The 16,212-nt window shown below is 69.7% G+C and carries 19 protein-coding genes and 1 pseudogene; 5 read left to right on the top strand and 15 right to left on the bottom strand.

What is annotated here, in order from left to right; genetic code table 11:
• Window positions 1–38 precede the first annotated feature (38 nt).
• The 8 genes from fusA to PE066_RS12390 all read right to left on the bottom strand — a co-directional run bounded on the left by fusA (window position 39) and on the right by PE066_RS12390 (window position 7,038).
• The gene (fusA, locus tag PE066_RS12425; protein ID WP_271232853.1) at window positions 39–2,141 is read right to left on the bottom strand and encodes an elongation factor G; all 2,103 of its coding nucleotides are present in this window, start codon (window positions 2,139–2,141) and stop codon (window positions 39–41) included.
• Between the two features lie 64 nt (window positions 2,142–2,205).
• Window positions 2,206–2,679, bottom strand: a complete 474-nt coding sequence (gene rpsG, locus PE066_RS12420) for a 30S ribosomal protein S7 (protein WP_271232852.1) — start codon at window positions 2,677–2,679, stop codon at window positions 2,206–2,208.
• A 141-nt stretch (window positions 2,680–2,820) separates the two neighbouring features.
• Complete coding sequence (gene rpsL, locus PE066_RS12415; protein WP_027101803.1) at window positions 2,821–3,198, bottom strand: 30S ribosomal protein S12; 378 nt, start codon at window positions 3,196–3,198, stop codon at window positions 2,821–2,823.
• A 128-nt stretch (window positions 3,199–3,326) separates the two neighbouring features.
• Window positions 3,327–4,484, bottom strand: coding sequence for a D-alanyl-D-alanine carboxypeptidase family protein (locus PE066_RS12410; protein ID WP_271232851.1), 1,158 nt, complete (start codon window positions 4,482–4,484; stop codon window positions 3,327–3,329).
• 17 nt (window positions 4,485–4,501) lie between these two features.
• Window positions 4,502–5,125: an alpha/beta hydrolase gene (locus PE066_RS12405; protein WP_271232850.1), complete on the bottom strand. Its 624-nt coding sequence runs from the start codon at window positions 5,123–5,125 to the stop codon at window positions 4,502–4,504.
• A 10-nt stretch (window positions 5,126–5,135) separates the two neighbouring features.
• Window positions 5,136–5,477, bottom strand: a complete 342-nt coding sequence (locus PE066_RS12400; protein WP_271232849.1) for a (2Fe-2S) ferredoxin domain-containing protein — start codon at window positions 5,475–5,477, stop codon at window positions 5,136–5,138.
• Window positions 5,474–6,604: a VanZ family protein gene (locus tag PE066_RS12395; protein ID WP_271232848.1), complete on the bottom strand. Its 1,131-nt coding sequence runs from the start codon at window positions 6,602–6,604 to the stop codon at window positions 5,474–5,476. Before PE066_RS12395 ends, PE066_RS12400 begins: the two co-directional genes overlap by 4 nt.
• 11 nt (window positions 6,605–6,615) lie before the next feature.
• Window positions 6,616–7,038 carry a CopD family protein gene (locus PE066_RS12390; protein WP_271232847.1) on the bottom strand — a complete coding sequence of 141 codons (423 nt, stop codon included), beginning with the start codon at window positions 7,036–7,038 and terminating at the stop codon, window positions 6,616–6,618.
• A gap of 263 nt (window positions 7,039–7,301) precedes the next feature.
• Here PE066_RS12390 and hemB point away from each other — a divergent pair, with 263 nt between their 5' ends.
• Together hemB and PE066_RS12380 are read left to right on the top strand one after the other, a co-directional pair.
• On the top strand, window positions 7,302–8,303 hold the full coding sequence (gene hemB / locus PE066_RS12385; protein ID WP_271232846.1) for a porphobilinogen synthase: 1,002 nt from the start codon (window positions 7,302–7,304) through the stop codon (window positions 8,301–8,303).
• Between the two features lie 11 nt (window positions 8,304–8,314).
• Window positions 8,315–9,136 carry a CorA family divalent cation transporter gene (locus tag PE066_RS12380; protein WP_271232845.1) on the top strand — a complete coding sequence of 274 codons (822 nt, stop codon included), beginning with the start codon at window positions 8,315–8,317 and terminating at the stop codon, window positions 9,134–9,136.
• Here PE066_RS12380 and PE066_RS12375 read toward each other — a convergent pair.
• Window positions 9,043–9,261 (bottom strand): annotated as a pseudogene (locus tag PE066_RS12375) (glutathione S-transferase family protein); the annotation flags it as partial. The gene PE066_RS12380 and the pseudogene PE066_RS12375 sit on opposite strands and share 94 nt — an antisense overlap.
• Before the next feature lie 15 nt (window positions 9,262–9,276).
• Window positions 9,277–9,963 carry a dienelactone hydrolase family protein gene (locus tag PE066_RS12370; RefSeq protein ID WP_271232844.1) on the bottom strand — a complete coding sequence of 229 codons (687 nt, stop codon included), beginning with the start codon at window positions 9,961–9,963 and terminating at the stop codon, window positions 9,277–9,279.
• A 102-nt stretch (window positions 9,964–10,065) separates the two neighbouring features.
• Between PE066_RS12370 and PE066_RS12365 the strand changes: the two genes are divergently transcribed.
• The 3 genes from PE066_RS12365 to PE066_RS12355 are packed head-to-tail and all read left to right on the top strand — an operon-like array spanning window position 10,066 to window position 11,917.
• Entirely contained in the window at window positions 10,066–10,812 is a 747-nt protein-coding gene (locus PE066_RS12365; protein ID WP_271232843.1) for an SDR family oxidoreductase, read from the top strand.
• Entirely contained in the window at window positions 10,812–11,285 is a 474-nt protein-coding gene (locus tag PE066_RS12360; RefSeq protein ID WP_271232842.1) for a MaoC family dehydratase, read from the top strand. Before PE066_RS12365 ends, PE066_RS12360 begins: the two co-directional genes overlap by 1 nt.
• Window positions 11,285–11,917 carry a MarC family protein gene (locus PE066_RS12355; RefSeq protein ID WP_271232841.1) on the top strand — a complete coding sequence of 211 codons (633 nt, stop codon included), beginning with the start codon at window positions 11,285–11,287 and terminating at the stop codon, window positions 11,915–11,917. Before PE066_RS12360 ends, PE066_RS12355 begins: the two co-directional genes overlap by 1 nt.
• On the opposite strand, the gene PE066_RS12350 is transcribed toward PE066_RS12355, so the two are convergent.
• From PE066_RS12350 to PE066_RS12330, 5 genes are read right to left on the bottom strand one after another with little or no spacing between them, the layout of a single operon-like run.
• Window positions 11,889–12,539, bottom strand: coding sequence for a Crp/Fnr family transcriptional regulator (locus PE066_RS12350; protein WP_271232840.1), 651 nt, complete (start codon window positions 12,537–12,539; stop codon window positions 11,889–11,891). The two genes, PE066_RS12355 and PE066_RS12350, sit on opposite strands and share 29 nt — an antisense overlap.
• On the bottom strand, window positions 12,536–13,189 hold the full coding sequence (locus tag PE066_RS12345) for an ABC-type transport auxiliary lipoprotein family protein (RefSeq protein WP_271232839.1): 654 nt from the start codon (window positions 13,187–13,189) through the stop codon (window positions 12,536–12,538). Before PE066_RS12345 ends, PE066_RS12350 begins: the two co-directional genes overlap by 4 nt.
• Entirely contained in the window at window positions 13,186–14,163 is a 978-nt protein-coding gene (locus PE066_RS12340; RefSeq protein WP_271232838.1) for an MlaD family protein, read from the bottom strand. Before PE066_RS12340 ends, PE066_RS12345 begins: the two co-directional genes overlap by 4 nt.
• 8 nt (window positions 14,164–14,171) lie before the next feature.
• Window positions 14,172–14,996, bottom strand: coding sequence for an ABC transporter ATP-binding protein (locus tag PE066_RS12335; RefSeq protein WP_271232837.1), 825 nt, complete (start codon window positions 14,994–14,996; stop codon window positions 14,172–14,174).
• The gene (locus tag PE066_RS12330) at window positions 14,996–16,117 is read right to left on the bottom strand and encodes an MlaE family ABC transporter permease (protein WP_271232836.1); all 1,122 of its coding nucleotides are present in this window, start codon (window positions 16,115–16,117) and stop codon (window positions 14,996–14,998) included. Before PE066_RS12330 ends, PE066_RS12335 begins: the two co-directional genes overlap by 1 nt.
• Window positions 16,118–16,212: the final 95 nt, after the last annotated feature.

Here is a 16,212-nt window from a genome sequence, read left to right as displayed (position 1 = left end):
GTGGTCGCAGACGGGCCGCCGAAGCGGCCGTCTCGAACTTACTTGGCGCGCGCCGCGATGATCGCCTCGGCGACGTTCTTCGGGGCCTCGCTGTACTGCTTGAACTCCATGGTGTACGTCGCGCGGCCCTGCGACATCGAGCGCAGGGTGGTCGAGTAGCCGAACATCTCGGACAGCGGGACCTCGGCCTTGATGGCCTTGCCGCCGCCGACCATGTCGTCCATGCCCTGCACCATGCCGCGGCGGGACGACAGGTCGCCCATCACGTTGCCGGCGTACTCCTCGGGCGTCTCGACTTCCACTGCCATCATGGGCTCGAGGATGACGGGGTTGGCCTTCCGGGCGCCATCCTTGAAGCCGAAGATGGCGGCCATCTTGAACGCCTGCTCGGACGAGTCGACGTCGTGGTACGAGCCGAAGGTCAGCGTGACCTTCACGTCCACCACGGGGTAGCCGGCCAGCACGCCGGTGTTCAGGGCCTCTTCGACGCCCTTCTGCACCGCCGGGATGTACTCGCGCGGCACCACGCCGCCCTTGATGGCGTCGACGAACTCGAAACCCTTGCCGGCCTCGTTCGGCTCGACCGTGAAGACGACGTGGCCATACTGGCCCTTGCCGCCCGACTGGCGCACGAACTTGCCCTCGACCTCGGTGACCTGCTTGCGGATGGTCTCGCGGTAGGCCACCTGCGGCTTGCCGACGTTGGCCTCGACGCCGAACTCGCGCTTCATGCGGTCGACGATGATTTCCAGGTGCAGCTCGCCCATGCCGGCGATGATGGTCTGGCCGGATTCCTCGTCGGTGTTCACGCGGAACGAGGGGTCTTCCGAGGCCAGGCGCTGCAGCGCGATGCCCATCTTCTCCTGGTCGGACTTGCTCTTGGGCTCCACGGCCTGGCGGATCACGGGCTCGGGGAACACCATGCGCTCCAGCACGATGGGCGAGGCCGGGTCGCACAGGGTCTCACCGGTGGTGACGTCCTTCAGGCCCACGCACGCGGCGATGTCGCCGGCGCGGATCTCGTCGACTTCCTGGCGCTCGTTGGCGTGCATCTGCACGATCCGGCCGATGCGCTCCTTCTTGCCCTTGACCGAGTTGAAGACGGTGTCGCCCTTGCTCAGCACGCCGGAGTAGACGCGCACGAAGGTCAGCTGGCCGACGAAGGGGTCGGTCATCAGCTTGAAGGCCAGCGCCGAGAACTTCTCGTTGTCGTCGGCCTTGCGGGTGACGGGCTTCTCGTCGTCGTCGGTGCCCTTGACGTCCGGGATGTCCGTCGGCGCGGGCAGGAAGTCCAGCACGGCGTCCAGCATGCGCTGCACGCCCTTGTTCTTGAACGCGGTGCCGCACAGCATGGGCTGGATCTCGGTCGCGATGGTGCGCTGGCGCAGGCCGGCGATGATCTCCGCCTCGGAGAGGGAGCCCTCCTCGAGGTACTTGTTCATCAGCTCTTCGCTGGCTTCGGCGGCCGCCTCGACCATCTTCTCGCGCCACTCGTTGCAGGTGTCGACCAGGTTGGCCGGAATGTCGCGGTACTCGAACTTCATGCCCTGGGATGCGTCGTCCCAGTAGATGGCCTTCATCTTGATCAGGTCGACCACGCCCTCGAAGCCGTCCTCGGCGCCGATCGGCACCACCACCGGCACGGGGTTGGCCTTCAGGCGCAGGCGCATCTGGTCGTGCACCTTGAAGAAGTTGGCGCCGGTGCGGTCCATCTTGTTGACGAAGGCCAGGCGCGGCACCTTGTGCTTGTTGGCCTGGCGCCAGACCGTCTCGGACTGCGGCTGCACGCCGCCCACGGCGCAGTACACCATCACGGCGCCGTCGAGCACGCGCATGGAACGCTCCACCTCGATGGTGAAGTCCACGTGGCCCGGGGTGTCGATGATGTTGATGCGGTGCTCCGGACGGCTCAGGTCCATGCCCTTCCAGAAGCAGGTCACGGCGGAGGACGTGATCGTGATGCCGCGCTCCTGCTCCTGCTCCATCCAGTCGGTGGTGGCGGCACCGTCGTGCACCTCGCCCAGCTTGTGGGTCACGCCGGTGTAGAAAAGAATGCGCTCGGACGTCGTGGTCTTGCCGGCGTCGATGTGCGCCGAGATACCGATGTTGCGGTACCGCTCGATAGGCGTTTTGCGGGCCATGATGTGCTTTCGTTAACGGGACAGGCCCGCTCGCGGCGGGCCCGATCCTGGATGGGGACGGTGATTAGAAGCGGAAGTGGCTGAAGGCCTTGTTGGCCTCGGCCATGCGGTGCACTTCGTCCCGCTTCTTCATGGCACCGCCACGGCCTTCGGTGGCTTCCATCAGTTCGTTGGCCAGGCGCAGGGCCATGGACTTCTCGCCGCGCTTCTTGGCGGCCTCCTTGAGCCAGCGCATCGACAGCGCCAGCCGGCGCACCGGGCGCACTTCCACCGGGACCTGGTAGTTGGCGCCACCGACACGGCGCGACTTCACTTCCACCATGGGCTTGATGTTGTTGATCGCCATGGTGAAGGCCTCGACCGGGTCGCGGCCGGGGTTCTTCTTCTCGATCTGCTCGAGCGCGCCATACACGATGCGCTCGGCGACCGCCTTCTTGCCGCCTTGCATGATGACGTTCATGAACTTGGCGAGCTCGACATTGCCGTACTTGGGATCCGGCAGGATTTCACGCTTGGGGACTTCGCGACGACGTGGCATTTTTCACCTCTTGATTTGCTTCAGCCGGCCCTCGGAGGGCCCAGGGAGCCAATCGGCCTCCCGCTTACTCGACCCGACAGCGGGTCACTACGCTTCGATTCGCCTGCCGAGCGGTCGAAGCACCGACAAACGAAAAACCTGTTACGCCTTCTTCGGGCGCTTGGCGCCGTACTTGGAGCGGGACTGCTTGCGGTCCTTGACCCCCTGCAGGTCGAGCGAGCCGCGCACGATGTGGTAGCGCACGCCCGGTAGGTCCTTGACGCGGCCGCCGCGCACGAGCACCACCGAGTGCTCCTGCAGGTTGTGGCCTTCGCCGCCGATGTACGAAATGACCTCGAAGCCGTTGGTCAGGCGCACCTTGGCGACCTTGCGCAGGGCCGAGTTCGGCTTCTTGGGCGTCGTGGTGTACACGCGGGTGCACACGCCACGGCGCTGGGGGCTGTTCTGCATCGCGGGGGACTTGGAGTTGGTCTTCTCGACCTCCCGCCCCTGGCGCACGAGTTGGTTGATGGTTGGCATTGAAAAAGGGTCCCTAAGCGTGAAATGGCGCACCCGGTGGCGCGCACGGCTTCCCCGCCCCAATTGCGGGAAAGCCCGCCAGTATAGCCGGATGCGGGTTTGCCCTCAAGGGCGCGGGGGCCGTCCGCTCACCGGATCCACAGGCGGATGGCGTCCCAGGCGCGGCCGAGCACGCCGGCCTCGCCGACCGCCTCCAGCGCCACAAGCGGCACCTCAGCCACCGGCTTGTCGCCGGCCAGCACCTTCAGCGTGGCCACCTGCTGGCCTTTGGTGAAGGGCGCCACCAGCGGGTCGGGCCGGGCCACGGCGGTCTTGAGCTGGGCGGCGGTGCCCGCCGGTACGGCCACCACCAGCGGCTGGTGGCGGCCGAGCTTGACCGTGTTGGCGGTGCCCTTCCAGACCTCGGGGGTGACCACCGGCTGGTTGGCGTCGAACAGCTTGATGCCTTCCCAGGCGGTGAAGCCCCAGTTCAGGAGCTTTTGCGACTCGTTGGCCCGCACGTTCTCGCTGGTCGTGCCCAGCACGATCGACAGCAGCCGGCGGCCCTGCAGGTTGGGGAAGTCGCGTCGCGCGGTGGCGACCAGGCAGTAGCCGGCGGCGTCGGTGTGGCCGGTCTTGAGGCCGTCGACCGTGGGGTCGCGGAACAGCAGCATGTTCCGGTTGGTGTCGTTGGCCGTCGGCGTGCCCTGGAAGCGGTACTTCTTGATCGCGTAGTAGTGGGTGTACTCGGGGAAGTCCTGCAGCAGCCGGGTGGCCAGGATGCTCAGGTCGCGCGCGGTGGTCGTGTGGCCCGGCGCGGTCAGGCCTTCGGCATTCTTGTAGCCGGTGTTGTTCATGCCCAGGGCCTTGGCCTGGTCGTTCATCAGCTCGACGAAGCGCTCGACGCTGCCGCCGACGCCTTCGGCCAGTGCCACCGTGGCGTCGTTGCCCGACTGCACGATCATGCCCTTGATCAGGTCCTCCACCGGCACCTGCATGCTGGGGTCGATGAACATCCGCGAGCCGGGCATCTTCCACGCGCGCACGCTCACGGGCAGGGTCTGCTGCAGGCCGATCTTCTTCGCGCGCAGCGCATCGAAGACGAGGTAGGCGGTCATCAGCTTGGTCAGGGAAGCGGGCTCGACCGGGGTGTCGATGTCGCGGCCGGCCAGCACCTGGTTGGCGCTGACGTCCAGCAGCAGGTAGCTGCGGGCGGCGATTTCGGGAGGCTGCGGCGCCTGGGCGGCGGCGGCCAAGCAAAGCAGGGCGAGCAACGGCGCGGCCAGCGCCTTGGCAAAACGGTTCATCGGCAGGGAAAACTCCTTCAGCTGCGAAGGTGGCGGGCCACCAGGTTTTTCAGGAGCGGCAATTGTCCGTGAAAGAAATGACCGCCCCCGGGCACCAGCGTCACCGGCAGGGTCTGCGGCCGGGCCCAATCGAGCACCGCCTGCAACGGCACCGTGTCATCCTGCTCACCGTGCACCACCAGGGTGCGGTCGTGGGCGTCGCGGGGCAGCGCCGGCACCGCGAAGCGCGAAGCGGCGGTACCCACCAGCACGATCTTGCGCAGCTCGCGCTGCGGCCACAGCGCCTCGGTCACGCTCGCCGCCACGTAGGCGCCGAAGGAAAAGCCGGCCAGTGCAATCGGCCCTTGCGGCGCCAGCTCCTGGACCAAGCCGCGCATGTCGTCGGCCTCGCCGCGGCCCTCGTCGTGCTCGCCCGCGCTGCCGCCGACGCCGCGGAAATTGAAGCGCACCGCGCTCCAGCCTTCCTGCACGAAGGCGCGCGCCAGCGTCTGCACCACCTTGTTCTCCATGGTGCCGCCGAACAGCGGGTGCGGATGCGCGATGAAGGCGACGCCGACGGCGGCCTGCTCGGGGTCGTCGCGCAGCACCTCGATGGCACCGGCCGCGCCCTGCGCCTGCAGTCGCCGCGTGTGGACGTTCATGGCGCCGGGCTCAGCGCCCCAGGTGCGGCGGCGTCAGCAGGCGCTCGACCACGCGGCCGTTCTTCAGGTGCGACTCCACGATCTCGTCGATGTCCTGCTGGTCCACGTAGCTGTACCAGACGGCTTCCGGATAGACCACCGCCACCGGTCCGGCGGCGCAGCGGTCGAGGCAACCGGCCTTGTTCACCCGCACCTTGCCCGGCCCGGCCAGCCCCTGGGCCTTGACCTGCGCCTTGCAGCGGTCGAAGGCGGCCTCGGCGTTGTGGTCGGCGCAGCAGTTCTCGCCGTTGCTGCGCTTGTTCAGGCAAAAGAAGATGTGCCGCTCGTAGTAGGAGGGCTGGTCTGGACTCATTGCGGAATTCTAGGCCGCGCATCCGGACTGGAGACGCGCACCAGCACATAGGCCAGGGCCACGTAAGGCCACAGCCACCCGAGCCACTGCACCAGGCCGTGGAAGCGGATGAAGCGGCCCTGCTCCCAGCCTTGCAACGTGTGCGTGAAATAGGCGTTGGCGGGCGCCTGGTTCAACAGGGCCAGTTGCAGCACCAGCACCAGCAGCAGCAGCGCCGCGCAGCCCCGGCGCGGCAGCGCCAGCAGGGCCAGGGCCAGCACCAGGCCGGTCACCAGGCCCAGTCGCACCGGCAGCGTCAGCCAGCTCCAGGCATGCGCCGGCCCCCAGCTCAGGGCCGAGGACAGCGCGGTGACCGCAACGCCCGCCGCCACCAGCAATCCGGCGAAGAGCGCGCGCCGGCCGATCGACTGCATCACCGAATACGCCAGCAGGCAGGGCACGAGCGCACCCAGCGCCACGCCGATCAGCTCGGCGCCCGGCACCAGCGGCTGCAACTCCACGTCGCGCACCGGCAGCCACTCGAGGAACGGCGTGTCCATCAGCCAGTCGGCCACGGCGGCCTCGAGGCGCTCGAACACCTGGCCCAGACCGAGCGGCACCGCCGCCGGGAACAGCAACGCCACCGGCCACAGCGCCAGCAGCACCAGCGCGCCGCGCGATTCGTCCACGAACCAGCGCCGCCGGAACCGGCTCCAGTGGTCCAGCGCACCGGCCTTCTCCAGCGCCACCGCCAGCGCGGCGCCGATCAGCGCGCCCAGCGCGTTCAGCCCGAAGTCCACATTGGAGGGCACGCGCGCCGGCAGGTAGGTCTGCAGCGCCTCCATGCCGAACGACAGCACGGCGCCGCAGGCCGTGGCGACCGCGACCGGCGCCCAGAGCCGGGCCTGCGGCAGCGCGCTGCTTCGCCGCAGGAAGGCCAGGGCCAGCAGGAAGCCGAGCGGCGCATAGCCGGCGGTGTTGGCCGCGAAGTCGAACGCGGTCCAGTAGCGCGGCCAGGGACTGTGCAGGAACGCCCACGGCTCAATGCCCTGATCGCGCCAGTCGGCGAACGGATACAGGCTGGCATAGACGATCAGCGCCGCCCAGGCCTGCGCCAGCGGCCAGGCCGAAGTCTTGCGTGCCGCCATCCGCGCTGCCGTCAGAAGGGCTTGAGCACCACCAGCACCACGGCCGCCAGCAGCAGCAGCACGGGCGCCTCGTTGAACCAGCGGTACCAGCGGTGGCTGCGCCGGTTGTCGCCGGCATCGAAGCTGCGCAGCAGCCGTGCGCAGGCGGCGTGGTAGCCGACGGTCAGCGCCACCACCGCCAGCTTGGCATGCATCCAGCCGCTGCCGCGGCCGATGCCCCAGCCGAGCCACAGCCACAGCCCGAGGCCGACCGCCGGCACCGCCAGCAGCGTGGTGAAGCGAAGCAGCTTGCGCGCCATCAGCAGCAGCCGCTCACGCTCGGCGAGCGAGCCCGGCTCCACCATCGCCAGGTTCACGTAGATGCGCGGCAGGTAGAACAGGCCCGCGAACCAGCTCGCGATGAACACGATGTGAAGCGCCTTGACCCAGAGCATGCGCCGAGTGTACGGAAGGGGTGGCCCCGCGTCCGCGACAGCCACCGGCGGGGCACGGGCAAAAAAAAGCCCCGGCCATCAGCCGGGGCAGGAAGCCTTTTTGCTGTCACACATTAAGGCACCCGCTCAGGGAGGAAAAGCGGGGGGCGGCAAGCCGCCCGGCCGTAATCTACCAAACGCCTCCCGCGCTTTCAAGCCGGCAAGCGCAAAAGCGGGGGATGCGCCGCGCCGGCGACGCCGGGGCATCGGGCACAATTTTCCCCATGGTCCTGCATGCCCCCTACCCCCAAGGCCGCCCGCGCCGCCTGCGCCGCGACGAATTTACCCGCAATTTGGTGCGCGAGCACGCGCTGTCGCCGCACGACCTGATCTACCCGGTGTTCGTGCTCGATGGCCAGAACCAGCGCCAGGCGGTCGCCTCCATGCCGGGCGTGGAGCGCCTGAGCGTGGACCTGCTGCTGCCGGTGGCGCAGGAGTGCGTGGAACTGGGCATCCCGGTGATGGCGCTGTTCCCGGTGATCGATCCGGCGCTCAAGACCGAGGACGGCCGCGAGGCGTTCAACCCGCAGGGGCTGGTGCCGCGCGCCGTGCGCGCGCTCAAGCAGCAGTTCCCGCAGCTGGGCGTGATGACCGACGTCGCGCTGGACCCGTTCACCAGCCACGGCCAGGACGGCCTGCTGGACGCCAGCGGCTACATCCTGAACGACGAGACGGTCGAGGTGCTGGTGCGCCAGGCGCTGGTGCAGGCCGAGGCGGGCGTGGACATCGTCGCCCCCAGCGACATGATGGACGGGCGCATCGGCGCGATCCGCCAGGCGCTGGAGTCGCGCGGCGCCATCCACACCCGCATCATGGCCTACAGCGCCAAGTACGCCAGTGCCTTCTACGGCCCGTTCCGCGACGCGGTCGGCTCCGCCGCCAATCTCGGCAAGGGCAACAAGAAGGTCTACCAGATGGACCCCGGCAACAGCGACGAGGCGCTGCGCGAGGTCGCCATGGACATCGCCGAAGGCGCCGACATGGTGATGGTCAAGCCCGGCATGCCGTACCTGGACGTGCTGCGCCGGGTCAAGGACGAATTCCGCATGCCCACGTTCGCCTACCAGGTCTCGGGCGAGTACGCGATGCTGCAGGCCGCCGCCGGCAACGGCTGGCTGGACGGCGAGGCGGCGATGATGGAAAGCCTGCTGGCCTTCAAGCGGGCCGGCGCCGACGGCATCCTGACCTATTTCGCGCTCGAAGCGGCACGCCGGCTGCGCGCCTGAAGCACCCACCCATGCACATCGTCGAATTCACGCCCGGCACGCTGCGCTTCCTCGATGAAGTGCCGGCGCAGGCGCCGGGCGATGGGTTCATCTGGATCTACCTCGAGCGCGAGGCCCTGACCGAGCAGCTGGCGGTGCTGCAGGCCGCCTGCCAGCGGCTGGGCGGCTCGGCGCTGCTGGACCTGCACCTGAAGGACCTGGGCAACCGGGCCCATCCCTCGCACTACGACTACACCTCGGTTTATGACCTGGTGGTGTTCCGCCGGCTGGCCACCGGCGAAGAGGTCGACCGGGAGTTGCAGGAACACCCGGCCGGCGCCCCGCCGTCGGCCCTGGCCAGCTTCTACCGCATCCGCACGCGCGCGCTCGCCTTCGTGGTGTTCGACCGGCTGCTGGTGACGGTCCATCCCACCGGCTGCCTGACCGCCCGCTCCTTCATCTCGCGCTACCTGTCCGACGCCGTGCAGAACGACGGCCTGGCTGGCAGCAACCGCAGCCGGCTGCCGGCCAGCCCGTCGGACCTGATGCTGCGCATGGTCAACGTGATGGTGGACGGCTACCTGGAGCTGCGCCGCCAGCTCACCAGCGAGCTGGACCAGTGGCAACAGGAACTCCTGCGACCCAACACCGCCTTCCGCAACTGGGGCGCACTGATGGTCGCCCGGCGCGAGCTGCATGCGCTCGAAGACCTGTGCGAGGAGCAGGGCGACGCCATGCAGGAGTGGCTGGACACCGCGCGCGAGAGGTGCAGCGCGATCGCGGCCGTCTCGTACAACACCAGTTCGCCGTCGACCAGCACCGGGAGCAGCCCGTTGGGATTGAGCCGCAGGTAGTCCGGCGCCTTGTGCGCGTTGGCGGCGCGGTCCACGTGCACCCGCTCGTAGGGCACGCCGATTTCTTCCAGCAGGATGTGCGGCACCATGGCCGCGGTGCCGGGGTAGTGGAACAACCGGATCATGTCGCGCGCGCTGGCTCAGGCCGCCAGGTGCTGTCCGAAGAAGGCCAGCGAGCGCTCGCGCGCGAGCTTCGCGGCCGGCTCGTTCCAGGAGCCGCGCTGGTCGCAGTTGAAGCCGTGTTTGGCCTTGTACACATGGACCTCGACCTCCGGGTGGGCCCTGCGGAACGCCTCCACGCCTTCCAGCGGGATCCAGTGGTCCTGCTCGCCGAAGTGCGACAGCACCGGCACGCGGGGCTGGCGCGCGGCTTCATCCGGCGTGGTCATGCCACCGCCGTAGTAGGTCACCGCCGCCGACAGGCCGTCCAGCAGGCAGGCCGAGCGCCAGGACAGCAGCCCGCCCCAGCAGTAGCCCACGATGCCGACCTTGCCGGCCTGCGCCGCATGGCCGATCGCGGCCTGGATGTCCGGCATCACGCCGGGCGCCGGCAGCGCCTCGACCGCGGTCTTGAGCGCGAAGCCGGCCGACATGTCGTTCTCGCCGTAGCCCAGTTCCACGCCCGGCTTGATTCGGTGGAAGGTCGATGGCGCCACCGCCAGCCAGCCTTCGGCCGCGTAGCCGTCGGCTACCGAGCGGATGTGCGAATTGACGCCGAAGATTTCCTGCAGCACCACGACGCCGCCCTTGGGACGGCCGTTCGGTTGCGCCACATAAGCGGGAAAGCTGAAGCCGTCGCCGGCCTGCAGGTCCACGAAGCTGCCCATGTCGGTCTCCTTGTCGGTGGGTTGAGCACGCGGGCGGCGCCGCCCGCGCTTTGTTCTAATGGGGTTGTATCGTAGTCGCGCCCTCGGCGCAGGAGGCGGAAATTGGAGCGAGTCGTGCTGGTCACCGGCGGCAGCCGGGGCATCGGCGCCGCCACGGCCAGGCTGGCCGCGGCGCGCGGCTGGGCAGTTGCGGTCAACTACGCCAGCAACGCCGATGCGGCGCAGCAGGTGGTGCGCCAGGTCGAGCAGGCGGGCCGGCGCGCCATCGCCGTGCAGGGCGACGTCGCCGACGAGCAGCAGGTGGTCCGCATGTTCGCCGACATCGATGCGCGCCTGGGCCGCGTCACCGACCTGGTGAACAACGCCGGCGTTGTCGACGTGAGCGAACGGGTCGAGCAGATGAGCGCCGCGCGCCTGCAGCGCATCTTCGCCATCAACGTGATCGGCTCCTTCCTGTGCGCGCGCGAGGCCGTGCGGCGCATCAGCACGCGGCACGGCGGCCCGGGCGGCGCCATCGTCAACGTGTCCAGCGCGGCGGCGCGGCTCGGCTCGCCGAACCAGTACGTCGACTACGCCGCGGCCAAGGGCGCGATCGACGTCTTCACCGTGGGGCTGGCCAAGGAAGTGGCCGCCGACGGCATCCGCGTGAATGCCGTGCGGCCCGGACTGATCGACACCGACATCCACGCCTCCGGCGGCATCCCCGACCGCGTGCAGCGGCTGGCGCCCGAGGTGCCGATGCAGCGCGGCGGCAGCGCCGACGAAGTCGCGCAGGCGATCGTGTGGTTGCTCTCGCCCGAGGCAAGCTACACCACCATGAGCCTGTTGGACGTATCGGGAGGGCGTTGATGGCGATCCGCTACTGGTGGGAGGACCTGCAGCCGGGGGTGGTGCTGGAGCTGGGCACCGTCAGCCCCAGCGCCGAGGAGATCAAGCACTTTGCGGCGCAGTTCGACCCGCAGCCGTTCCACCTGGACGAGGAGGCCGGCCGGCAGTCGGTGTTCGGCGGCCTGTGCGCCAGCGGCTGGCACACCTGCGCCCTGGCCATGCGGCTGACGGTGGACCACTTCCTGCGCGATTCCAGCAGCATGGGCTCGCCGGGGCTGGAGAGCCTCAAGTGGCTCAAGCCGGTCTACCCCGGCGACACGCTGGCGCTCAAGCACCGGGTGCTGGAAGCGCGTCCGATGAACAGCCGGCCCGACATCGGCCTGGTGCGCTCGGTCTGGGAAATGTTCAACCAGCGCGGCGAGCAGGTGCTGCACATGGAGGGCTGGGGCATGTTCCGCCGGCGCACGCCCGCCGCTCCCGCTGCAGCCGGCTGATGGACTTCAAGCCGCTGATCACGCTGCTGGCGGTGGTCAATCCGCTGGCCATCGTGCCCTTCTTCATCCACTACACCGACGGCTTCAGCCGCCAGCAGCGGCGCGAGACCGTGGTCACGGCGGCCACCACCGCGGCCCTGGTGATCGCCATGAGCGCCCTGCTGGGCCTGCAGGTGCTGGAGTTCTTCAACATCTCGCTGGCCAGCTTCCAGGTGGGCGGCGGCATGCTGCTGCTGACCAGCGCCCTGAACATGCTCAACGCCCGGCCGGCCGAGGCCAAGCCGGCCACGCACGACCTGGAGCAGGGCGCGGAGAAAGCCGCCATGGGCGCCAGCATCGCGGTGGTGCCGCTGACCATCCCGCTGCTGACCGGGCCGGCCACCATCTCCACCGTGGTGATCTATGCCGAGCGCGCCCACACCTTCTGGCAGATGGCGGCGCTGGTGGGCTACGGAGTGGTGATCGGCCTGGCCATCGCCATCGCCTTCGCCCTGGCCGAGCCGATCGCCCGCGTGCTGGGCAAGACCGGCATCAGCGTGATGACCCGGCTGATGGGGCTGATCCTGGCCGCGCTGGCCGTCGAAGTGATGGCCGTGGGTCTCGTCAAATTGTTTCCGGCCCTGGCCCACTAGCGGCCTGCCCGGCGGCGGCCTGCTCCAGGTGGCGCAGCAGCTGGTTGCTGGTGTTGCGCAGGCGCTGCGCCAGCAGCTGCGTGATCTTCACCAGCAGCTTGGCGCCGACCGCCGGTTGCCCGGCGATCAGGCCGGCGACGGCCGCGCGGCTGAGCACCGCCGCCTCGACCTCGCTCAACGCCCAGCAGCTGGCGTAGCGCGGCTCGCCGTCCAGCATCGACATCTCGCCCAGCGCCGCGCCCTCCCGCAGCACCGCCAGCCGCTCGGTCGTGACGGGCAGCGCGCCGCGATCGACCGCCGCGCCGACCTTGCGCTTGCCGACATCGACCGTGCCGGACAGCAGCAGCATCATCCAGTCGCTGGCGTCGCCCTCGGCGATCAGCACCTGGCCGGCCTGCGCGCGCACGTGCAGCATGGCCTGCCCCAGCACCTCGGCCTCGGCCGGCGTGAAGTCCTGCAGGAACGGCGACTCGCGCAGCAGTTCGCGGCGCTGCGACAGCCCTTCGCACGGGCCCAGCACCTCCAGCCCGGCCGCTTTCATCTCCTCCTCCAGCGGCGGTCGACCCGTGGCGCCGGTGACCAGCCGGGCCGCCTCTGCGGTGCCTTGCGCCGCCGGGCTCATGGCCGCGTCCGCGCCACCTGCACCAGCCACTCGCTGATGTCGGACGCCGCGGCATCGGTGGCCTCGGTCAGCGCCCTCACGCCGCCGGAGGCGTCCTGCGACGGCGCGACGCCCTGCACCGCAATGCTGCGCTGGCCGACCAGCTTCTCGCCCGCCGTGGTGCTCAGGAACAGGGTGGCGCGCAGGCGGATCACGCCCCGGCTGCTGGCGGGCTCGTCGAACACGTGGGCGAACTCCTCCAGCTCCATGCGCAGCAGGTACAGCGGCTGCGCCGCCTCGCGCGCCAGCGAGGCGCTCTCGTCCAGGTTCAGCACCGGCCGCTCGCGCCCGAGCTGCTGGCGCAGCCGCTGGCGCACCAGCTGGGGCGGCGGCGCGCTCCAGCGCGACTGCGAATAGGCGCGCAGCTGGTGGTCGTCGGAGTAGCCGAGCCGGTACAGGATGGCCGAGCCTTCCAGCGCGCCGGCGGCGTCGATCTCCGGCACCACCAGTGCGAAGCGCTGGCCCGAGCGCTCGATCGGCGGCGTGATCGGGGGCAGCGGCCCCATGTCGAACAAGGTCGGGCGCACCGGCTTGTCGACGATGCTGGCGCAGGCGGCCAGCAAGAGCAGCGACAGAGCGGCGGCGGCGCGCGCGAGGATACGGATCGTCATTTGCTCGCTCCTGGGGGCGTGAAGCCTTCCTCGCCGGGGCCCGGTTCGATGCGGCCGGTACCGAAGATCAGCGACTGCGGGTTGTCGTTGATGCCGATGATGGTGCGGCTGAGCTGGCGCACGGCGCGCGAGGTGTCCTCGGTCACCCGGTTGATGCGCGGCAAGGTGGCGGAATTGAAGGCATCGGCGGCGTGCGCCAGCGAGGCGGTGCCGGCCGACAGGCGATCCATCGGCCCGTCGGCGGCGTTCAGGCGGCGCGCCGTCTGGCCGATTTCGGTGATGGTGACGCGGGTGGCCTCGGACGTCTCCTGCAGCGAGGCCAGTGCGTTGTCGGTGCGCCGCACCAGCGAGGGGATGTTGACGCGCTGCGGCCCGAACTGGGCGCTGAGGGTGGCGTCGAGGTTGCGACTCAGGACGGTGATGCTGGCGGCGGCCTCGGCCACGTTGTCGAAAGCGGCGGTGAAGCGCTTCTGGTTGGACTCGGAAAGCAGCTGGCTGATGCGGGTGCTGGCCTGCTCGACCTGCTCCATGATGGCCTCGCCGCGCGAAGCCAGCTTGGACAGCAGGCCCGGCTTGAGCGGGATGCGCGGCGGCGCCGCGTCGTCGGGCGGCAGCAGCGGCGCCGGCTGGCCGGCGTCGTCGAGCTGGACGAAGGCCAGGCCGGTCACGCCCTGGAACGACAGCGTGGCGAAGGTCTCGCGCGTGATCGGGGTGCCGGCGGCGATGTCCATGCGCACCAGCACGTTGCCCTGCACCTTCGGATCGAACGCGATGGAGGCGACCTTGCCGACGTCCACGCCGCGCAGGCGCACCGGCGCCTGCTCCTGCAGGCCGGTCACGGCCTCGCGGGTGGAGATTTCATAGACATGCTGCTCGCCGCTCTCGCGCGTGAGCCAGGCCCCCAGCAGCAGCAGCAGGCCGGTCAGCACCAGCACGAAGACGCCGGCGGCCAGGGCGTGGGCTTTGTTTTGCATCCGGTCTCCTAGACGGCGAAGGGGTACTCGCGCAGCAGCTCCATGGCGCGCTGGCCGCGCGGGCCGAGGAAGAAATCATGCACAAACGGATGCTGGAAGGCGATGACCTGTTTGGGTGGGCCGTTGACGATCACGCGCCGGTCGGCCAGCACCGCGATGCGGGTGGACAGCTCGAACAGGGTGTCGAGGTCGTGCGTGACCATGATCACGGTCAGCGCCAGGTCGCGGTGCAGGGCCCGCAGCAGCGTGACGAAGCCGTCGGAGCTGTCCGGATCGAGCCCCGCCGTGGGCTCGTCCAGCAGCAGCAGCGGCGGGTCCATGATCAGCGCGCGGGCCAGCGCCACCCGCTTGATCATGCCGCCGGACAGGTCGGAGGGCATCTTGGCGCCGTCCTCGGGCTTGAGGCCGACCATCTGCAGCTTGACCATGGCCGCCTCGCGCACCAGCGCCGGCGGCAGCGTGCGCAGCTCACTGAGCGGAAAGGCGATGTTCTCCAGCACGGTGAAGGCGGAGAACAGCGCGCCGTGCTGGAACAGCATGCCGACCCGGCTGGCGGCGCCGCGCTGGCCGAGTTCCGCCACCGGCCGGCCCAGCACCCGGATCTCGCCGGCGGCCGGCTGCTCCAGGCCCAGGATCTGCCGCAGCAGCACGGTCTTGCCGGTGCCCGAGCCGCCCACCAGCGACAGCACCTCGCCGCGCTGCACGGCCAGGTCGAGGTTCTCGTGCACGGTGAACGTGCGCCCGGGCAGGTCGAACACCGTGCTCAGGCCGCGGATGTCGACCATCGGGGTGCCGGGCGCCGGCAGCAGCGGGGCAGCCAGCGCCTGCGCCATCAGAACCCCACTTCCTGGAAGGCGATGGCAAACAGCGCATCGACCAGGATCACCGCGGTGATCGAGGTCACCACCGAGGCGGTCGTGCCTTCGCCCAGGCTCTGGGTGTTGGGCTCCACCGCCAGCCCGTAGTGGCAGCCGATCAGCGCGATCAGCAGGCCGAACACCACCGACTTGGACGTGGCCAGCAGCAGGTTGCCGATCTGCACGGCGTCGGGCAGCGCGCGCAGGAAGAAGGTCGGCGTGATGCCCAGCGACATGTCGGCCGCCAGGATGCCGCCCACCAGCGCGCACAAGGTGGTCCAGATGCTGACCAGCGGCATGGCGATGGCCAGCGCCAGCGCCCGCGGCAGCACCAGCCGGTAGCTGTGCGAGATGCCCATCACGCTCATGGCATCGAGTTCGTCGGTGACGCGCATGACGCCGATCTGGGCCGTGATGGACGAGCCCGAGCGCCCCGCCACCAAGATGGCGGCCAGCATGGGGCCGAGCTCGCGGATCAGCGCCACGCCCAGGATGTTGACGATGAAGGCATCGGCGCCGAACTGGCGCAATTGCTTGGCGGTGAGGTAGGCCAGCACCACCCCGATCAGGAAGCCGACCAGCGCGGTGATGGGCAGCGCGGTCGCGCCGATGTGGTACAGGTGGCCGGAGAAGTCGCGCCAGGGCCCCTCCTGCGGGCTGCGCAGCAACCGCAGGCCGTCCATGGCCAACTGGCCGGCCAGCCGCACGAACTCGCGCGCCCGGAAGGCCCGGTCCAGGACCGATTCGCCGACGGCCAGGTAGCGCTCGCCGAGGCTCGGGCGGCGCGGCGGCGGCGCGCCGGTGGTGAACTGCTCGACCCGCTCCAGCACCGCCTGCTGCGCGGCCCGCACCTGCAGCTGCGGCGGGCGGCTCCGCCCCCAGTGGTCCCACAGCAGCTGTGCGCCCACGTGGTCGAGTTGCTCGACGCCGCGCAGATCCCAGTGCTCCCGGCCGGCGGCGCCGCGCAAGTCGGCGGTCAGGGCATCCAGCACGCCGGGCTGGGCGATGTGAGCGGCGGTCCACTGGCCCCGCACCCTGACCGGGGTTCCTCCTGCATCGGGCAACGGCTCGAGACGGGGTGTCGAGGGTTCCTGCATGGGCGCTTGTAAGAAAGTGCAATGCTAACGGCGGGTGGCGCGGGTAGTGCCATTTCCGGCCCGAATCCGGTCCGCGGTGTTGCGCGCCTTAGACT

The organism is Ramlibacter tataouinensis, assembly GCF_027941915.1.
Classification (GTDB): domain Bacteria; phylum Pseudomonadota; class Gammaproteobacteria; order Burkholderiales; family Burkholderiaceae_C; genus Ramlibacter; species Ramlibacter tataouinensis_C.
This window is presented reverse-complemented; position numbering and strand designations above follow the sequence as displayed.

Excerpts from the sequence above, each read along its gene's own strand:
- fusA (WP_271232853.1), bottom strand. The coding sequence starts at position 2,141 with ATGGCCCGCAAAACGCCTATCGAGCGGTACCGCAACATCGGTATCTCG.
- rpsG (WP_271232852.1), bottom strand. The coding sequence starts at position 2,679 with ATGCCACGTCGTCGCGAAGTCCCCAAGCGTGAAATCCTGCCGGATCCC.
- rpsL (WP_027101803.1), bottom strand. The coding sequence starts at position 3,198 with ATGCCAACCATCAACCAACTCGTGCGCCAGGGGCGGGAGGTCGAGAAG.
- PE066_RS12410 (WP_271232851.1), bottom strand. The coding sequence starts at position 4,484 with ATGAACCGTTTTGCCAAGGCGCTGGCCGCGCCGTTGCTCGCCCTGCTT.
- PE066_RS12405 (WP_271232850.1), bottom strand. The coding sequence starts at position 5,125 with ATGAACGTCCACACGCGGCGACTGCAGGCGCAGGGCGCGGCCGGTGCC.
- PE066_RS12400 (WP_271232849.1), bottom strand. The coding sequence starts at position 5,477 with ATGAGTCCAGACCAGCCCTCCTACTACGAGCGGCACATCTTCTTTTGC.
- PE066_RS12395 (WP_271232848.1), bottom strand. The coding sequence starts at position 6,604 with ATGGCGGCACGCAAGACTTCGGCCTGGCCGCTGGCGCAGGCCTGGGCG.
- PE066_RS12390 (WP_271232847.1), bottom strand. The coding sequence starts at position 7,038 with ATGCTCTGGGTCAAGGCGCTTCACATCGTGTTCATCGCGAGCTGGTTC.
- hemB (WP_271232846.1), top strand. The coding sequence starts at position 7,302 with ATGGTCCTGCATGCCCCCTACCCCCAAGGCCGCCCGCGCCGCCTGCGC.
- PE066_RS12380 (WP_271232845.1), top strand. The coding sequence starts at position 8,315 with ATGCACATCGTCGAATTCACGCCCGGCACGCTGCGCTTCCTCGATGAA.
- PE066_RS12370 (WP_271232844.1), bottom strand. The coding sequence starts at position 9,963 with ATGGGCAGCTTCGTGGACCTGCAGGCCGGCGACGGCTTCAGCTTTCCC.
- PE066_RS12360 (WP_271232842.1), top strand. The coding sequence starts at position 10,812 with ATGGCGATCCGCTACTGGTGGGAGGACCTGCAGCCGGGGGTGGTGCTG.
- PE066_RS12355 (WP_271232841.1), top strand. The coding sequence starts at position 11,285 with ATGGACTTCAAGCCGCTGATCACGCTGCTGGCGGTGGTCAATCCGCTG.
- PE066_RS12350 (WP_271232840.1), bottom strand. The coding sequence starts at position 12,539 with ATGAGCCCGGCGGCGCAAGGCACCGCAGAGGCGGCCCGGCTGGTCACC.
- PE066_RS12345 (WP_271232839.1), bottom strand. The coding sequence starts at position 13,189 with ATGACGATCCGTATCCTCGCGCGCGCCGCCGCCGCTCTGTCGCTGCTC.
- PE066_RS12340 (WP_271232838.1), bottom strand. The coding sequence starts at position 14,163 with ATGCAAAACAAAGCCCACGCCCTGGCCGCCGGCGTCTTCGTGCTGGTG.
- PE066_RS12335 (WP_271232837.1), bottom strand. The coding sequence starts at position 14,996 with ATGGCGCAGGCGCTGGCTGCCCCGCTGCTGCCGGCGCCCGGCACCCCG.
- PE066_RS12330 (WP_271232836.1), bottom strand. The coding sequence starts at position 16,117 with ATGCAGGAACCCTCGACACCCCGTCTCGAGCCGTTGCCCGATGCAGGA.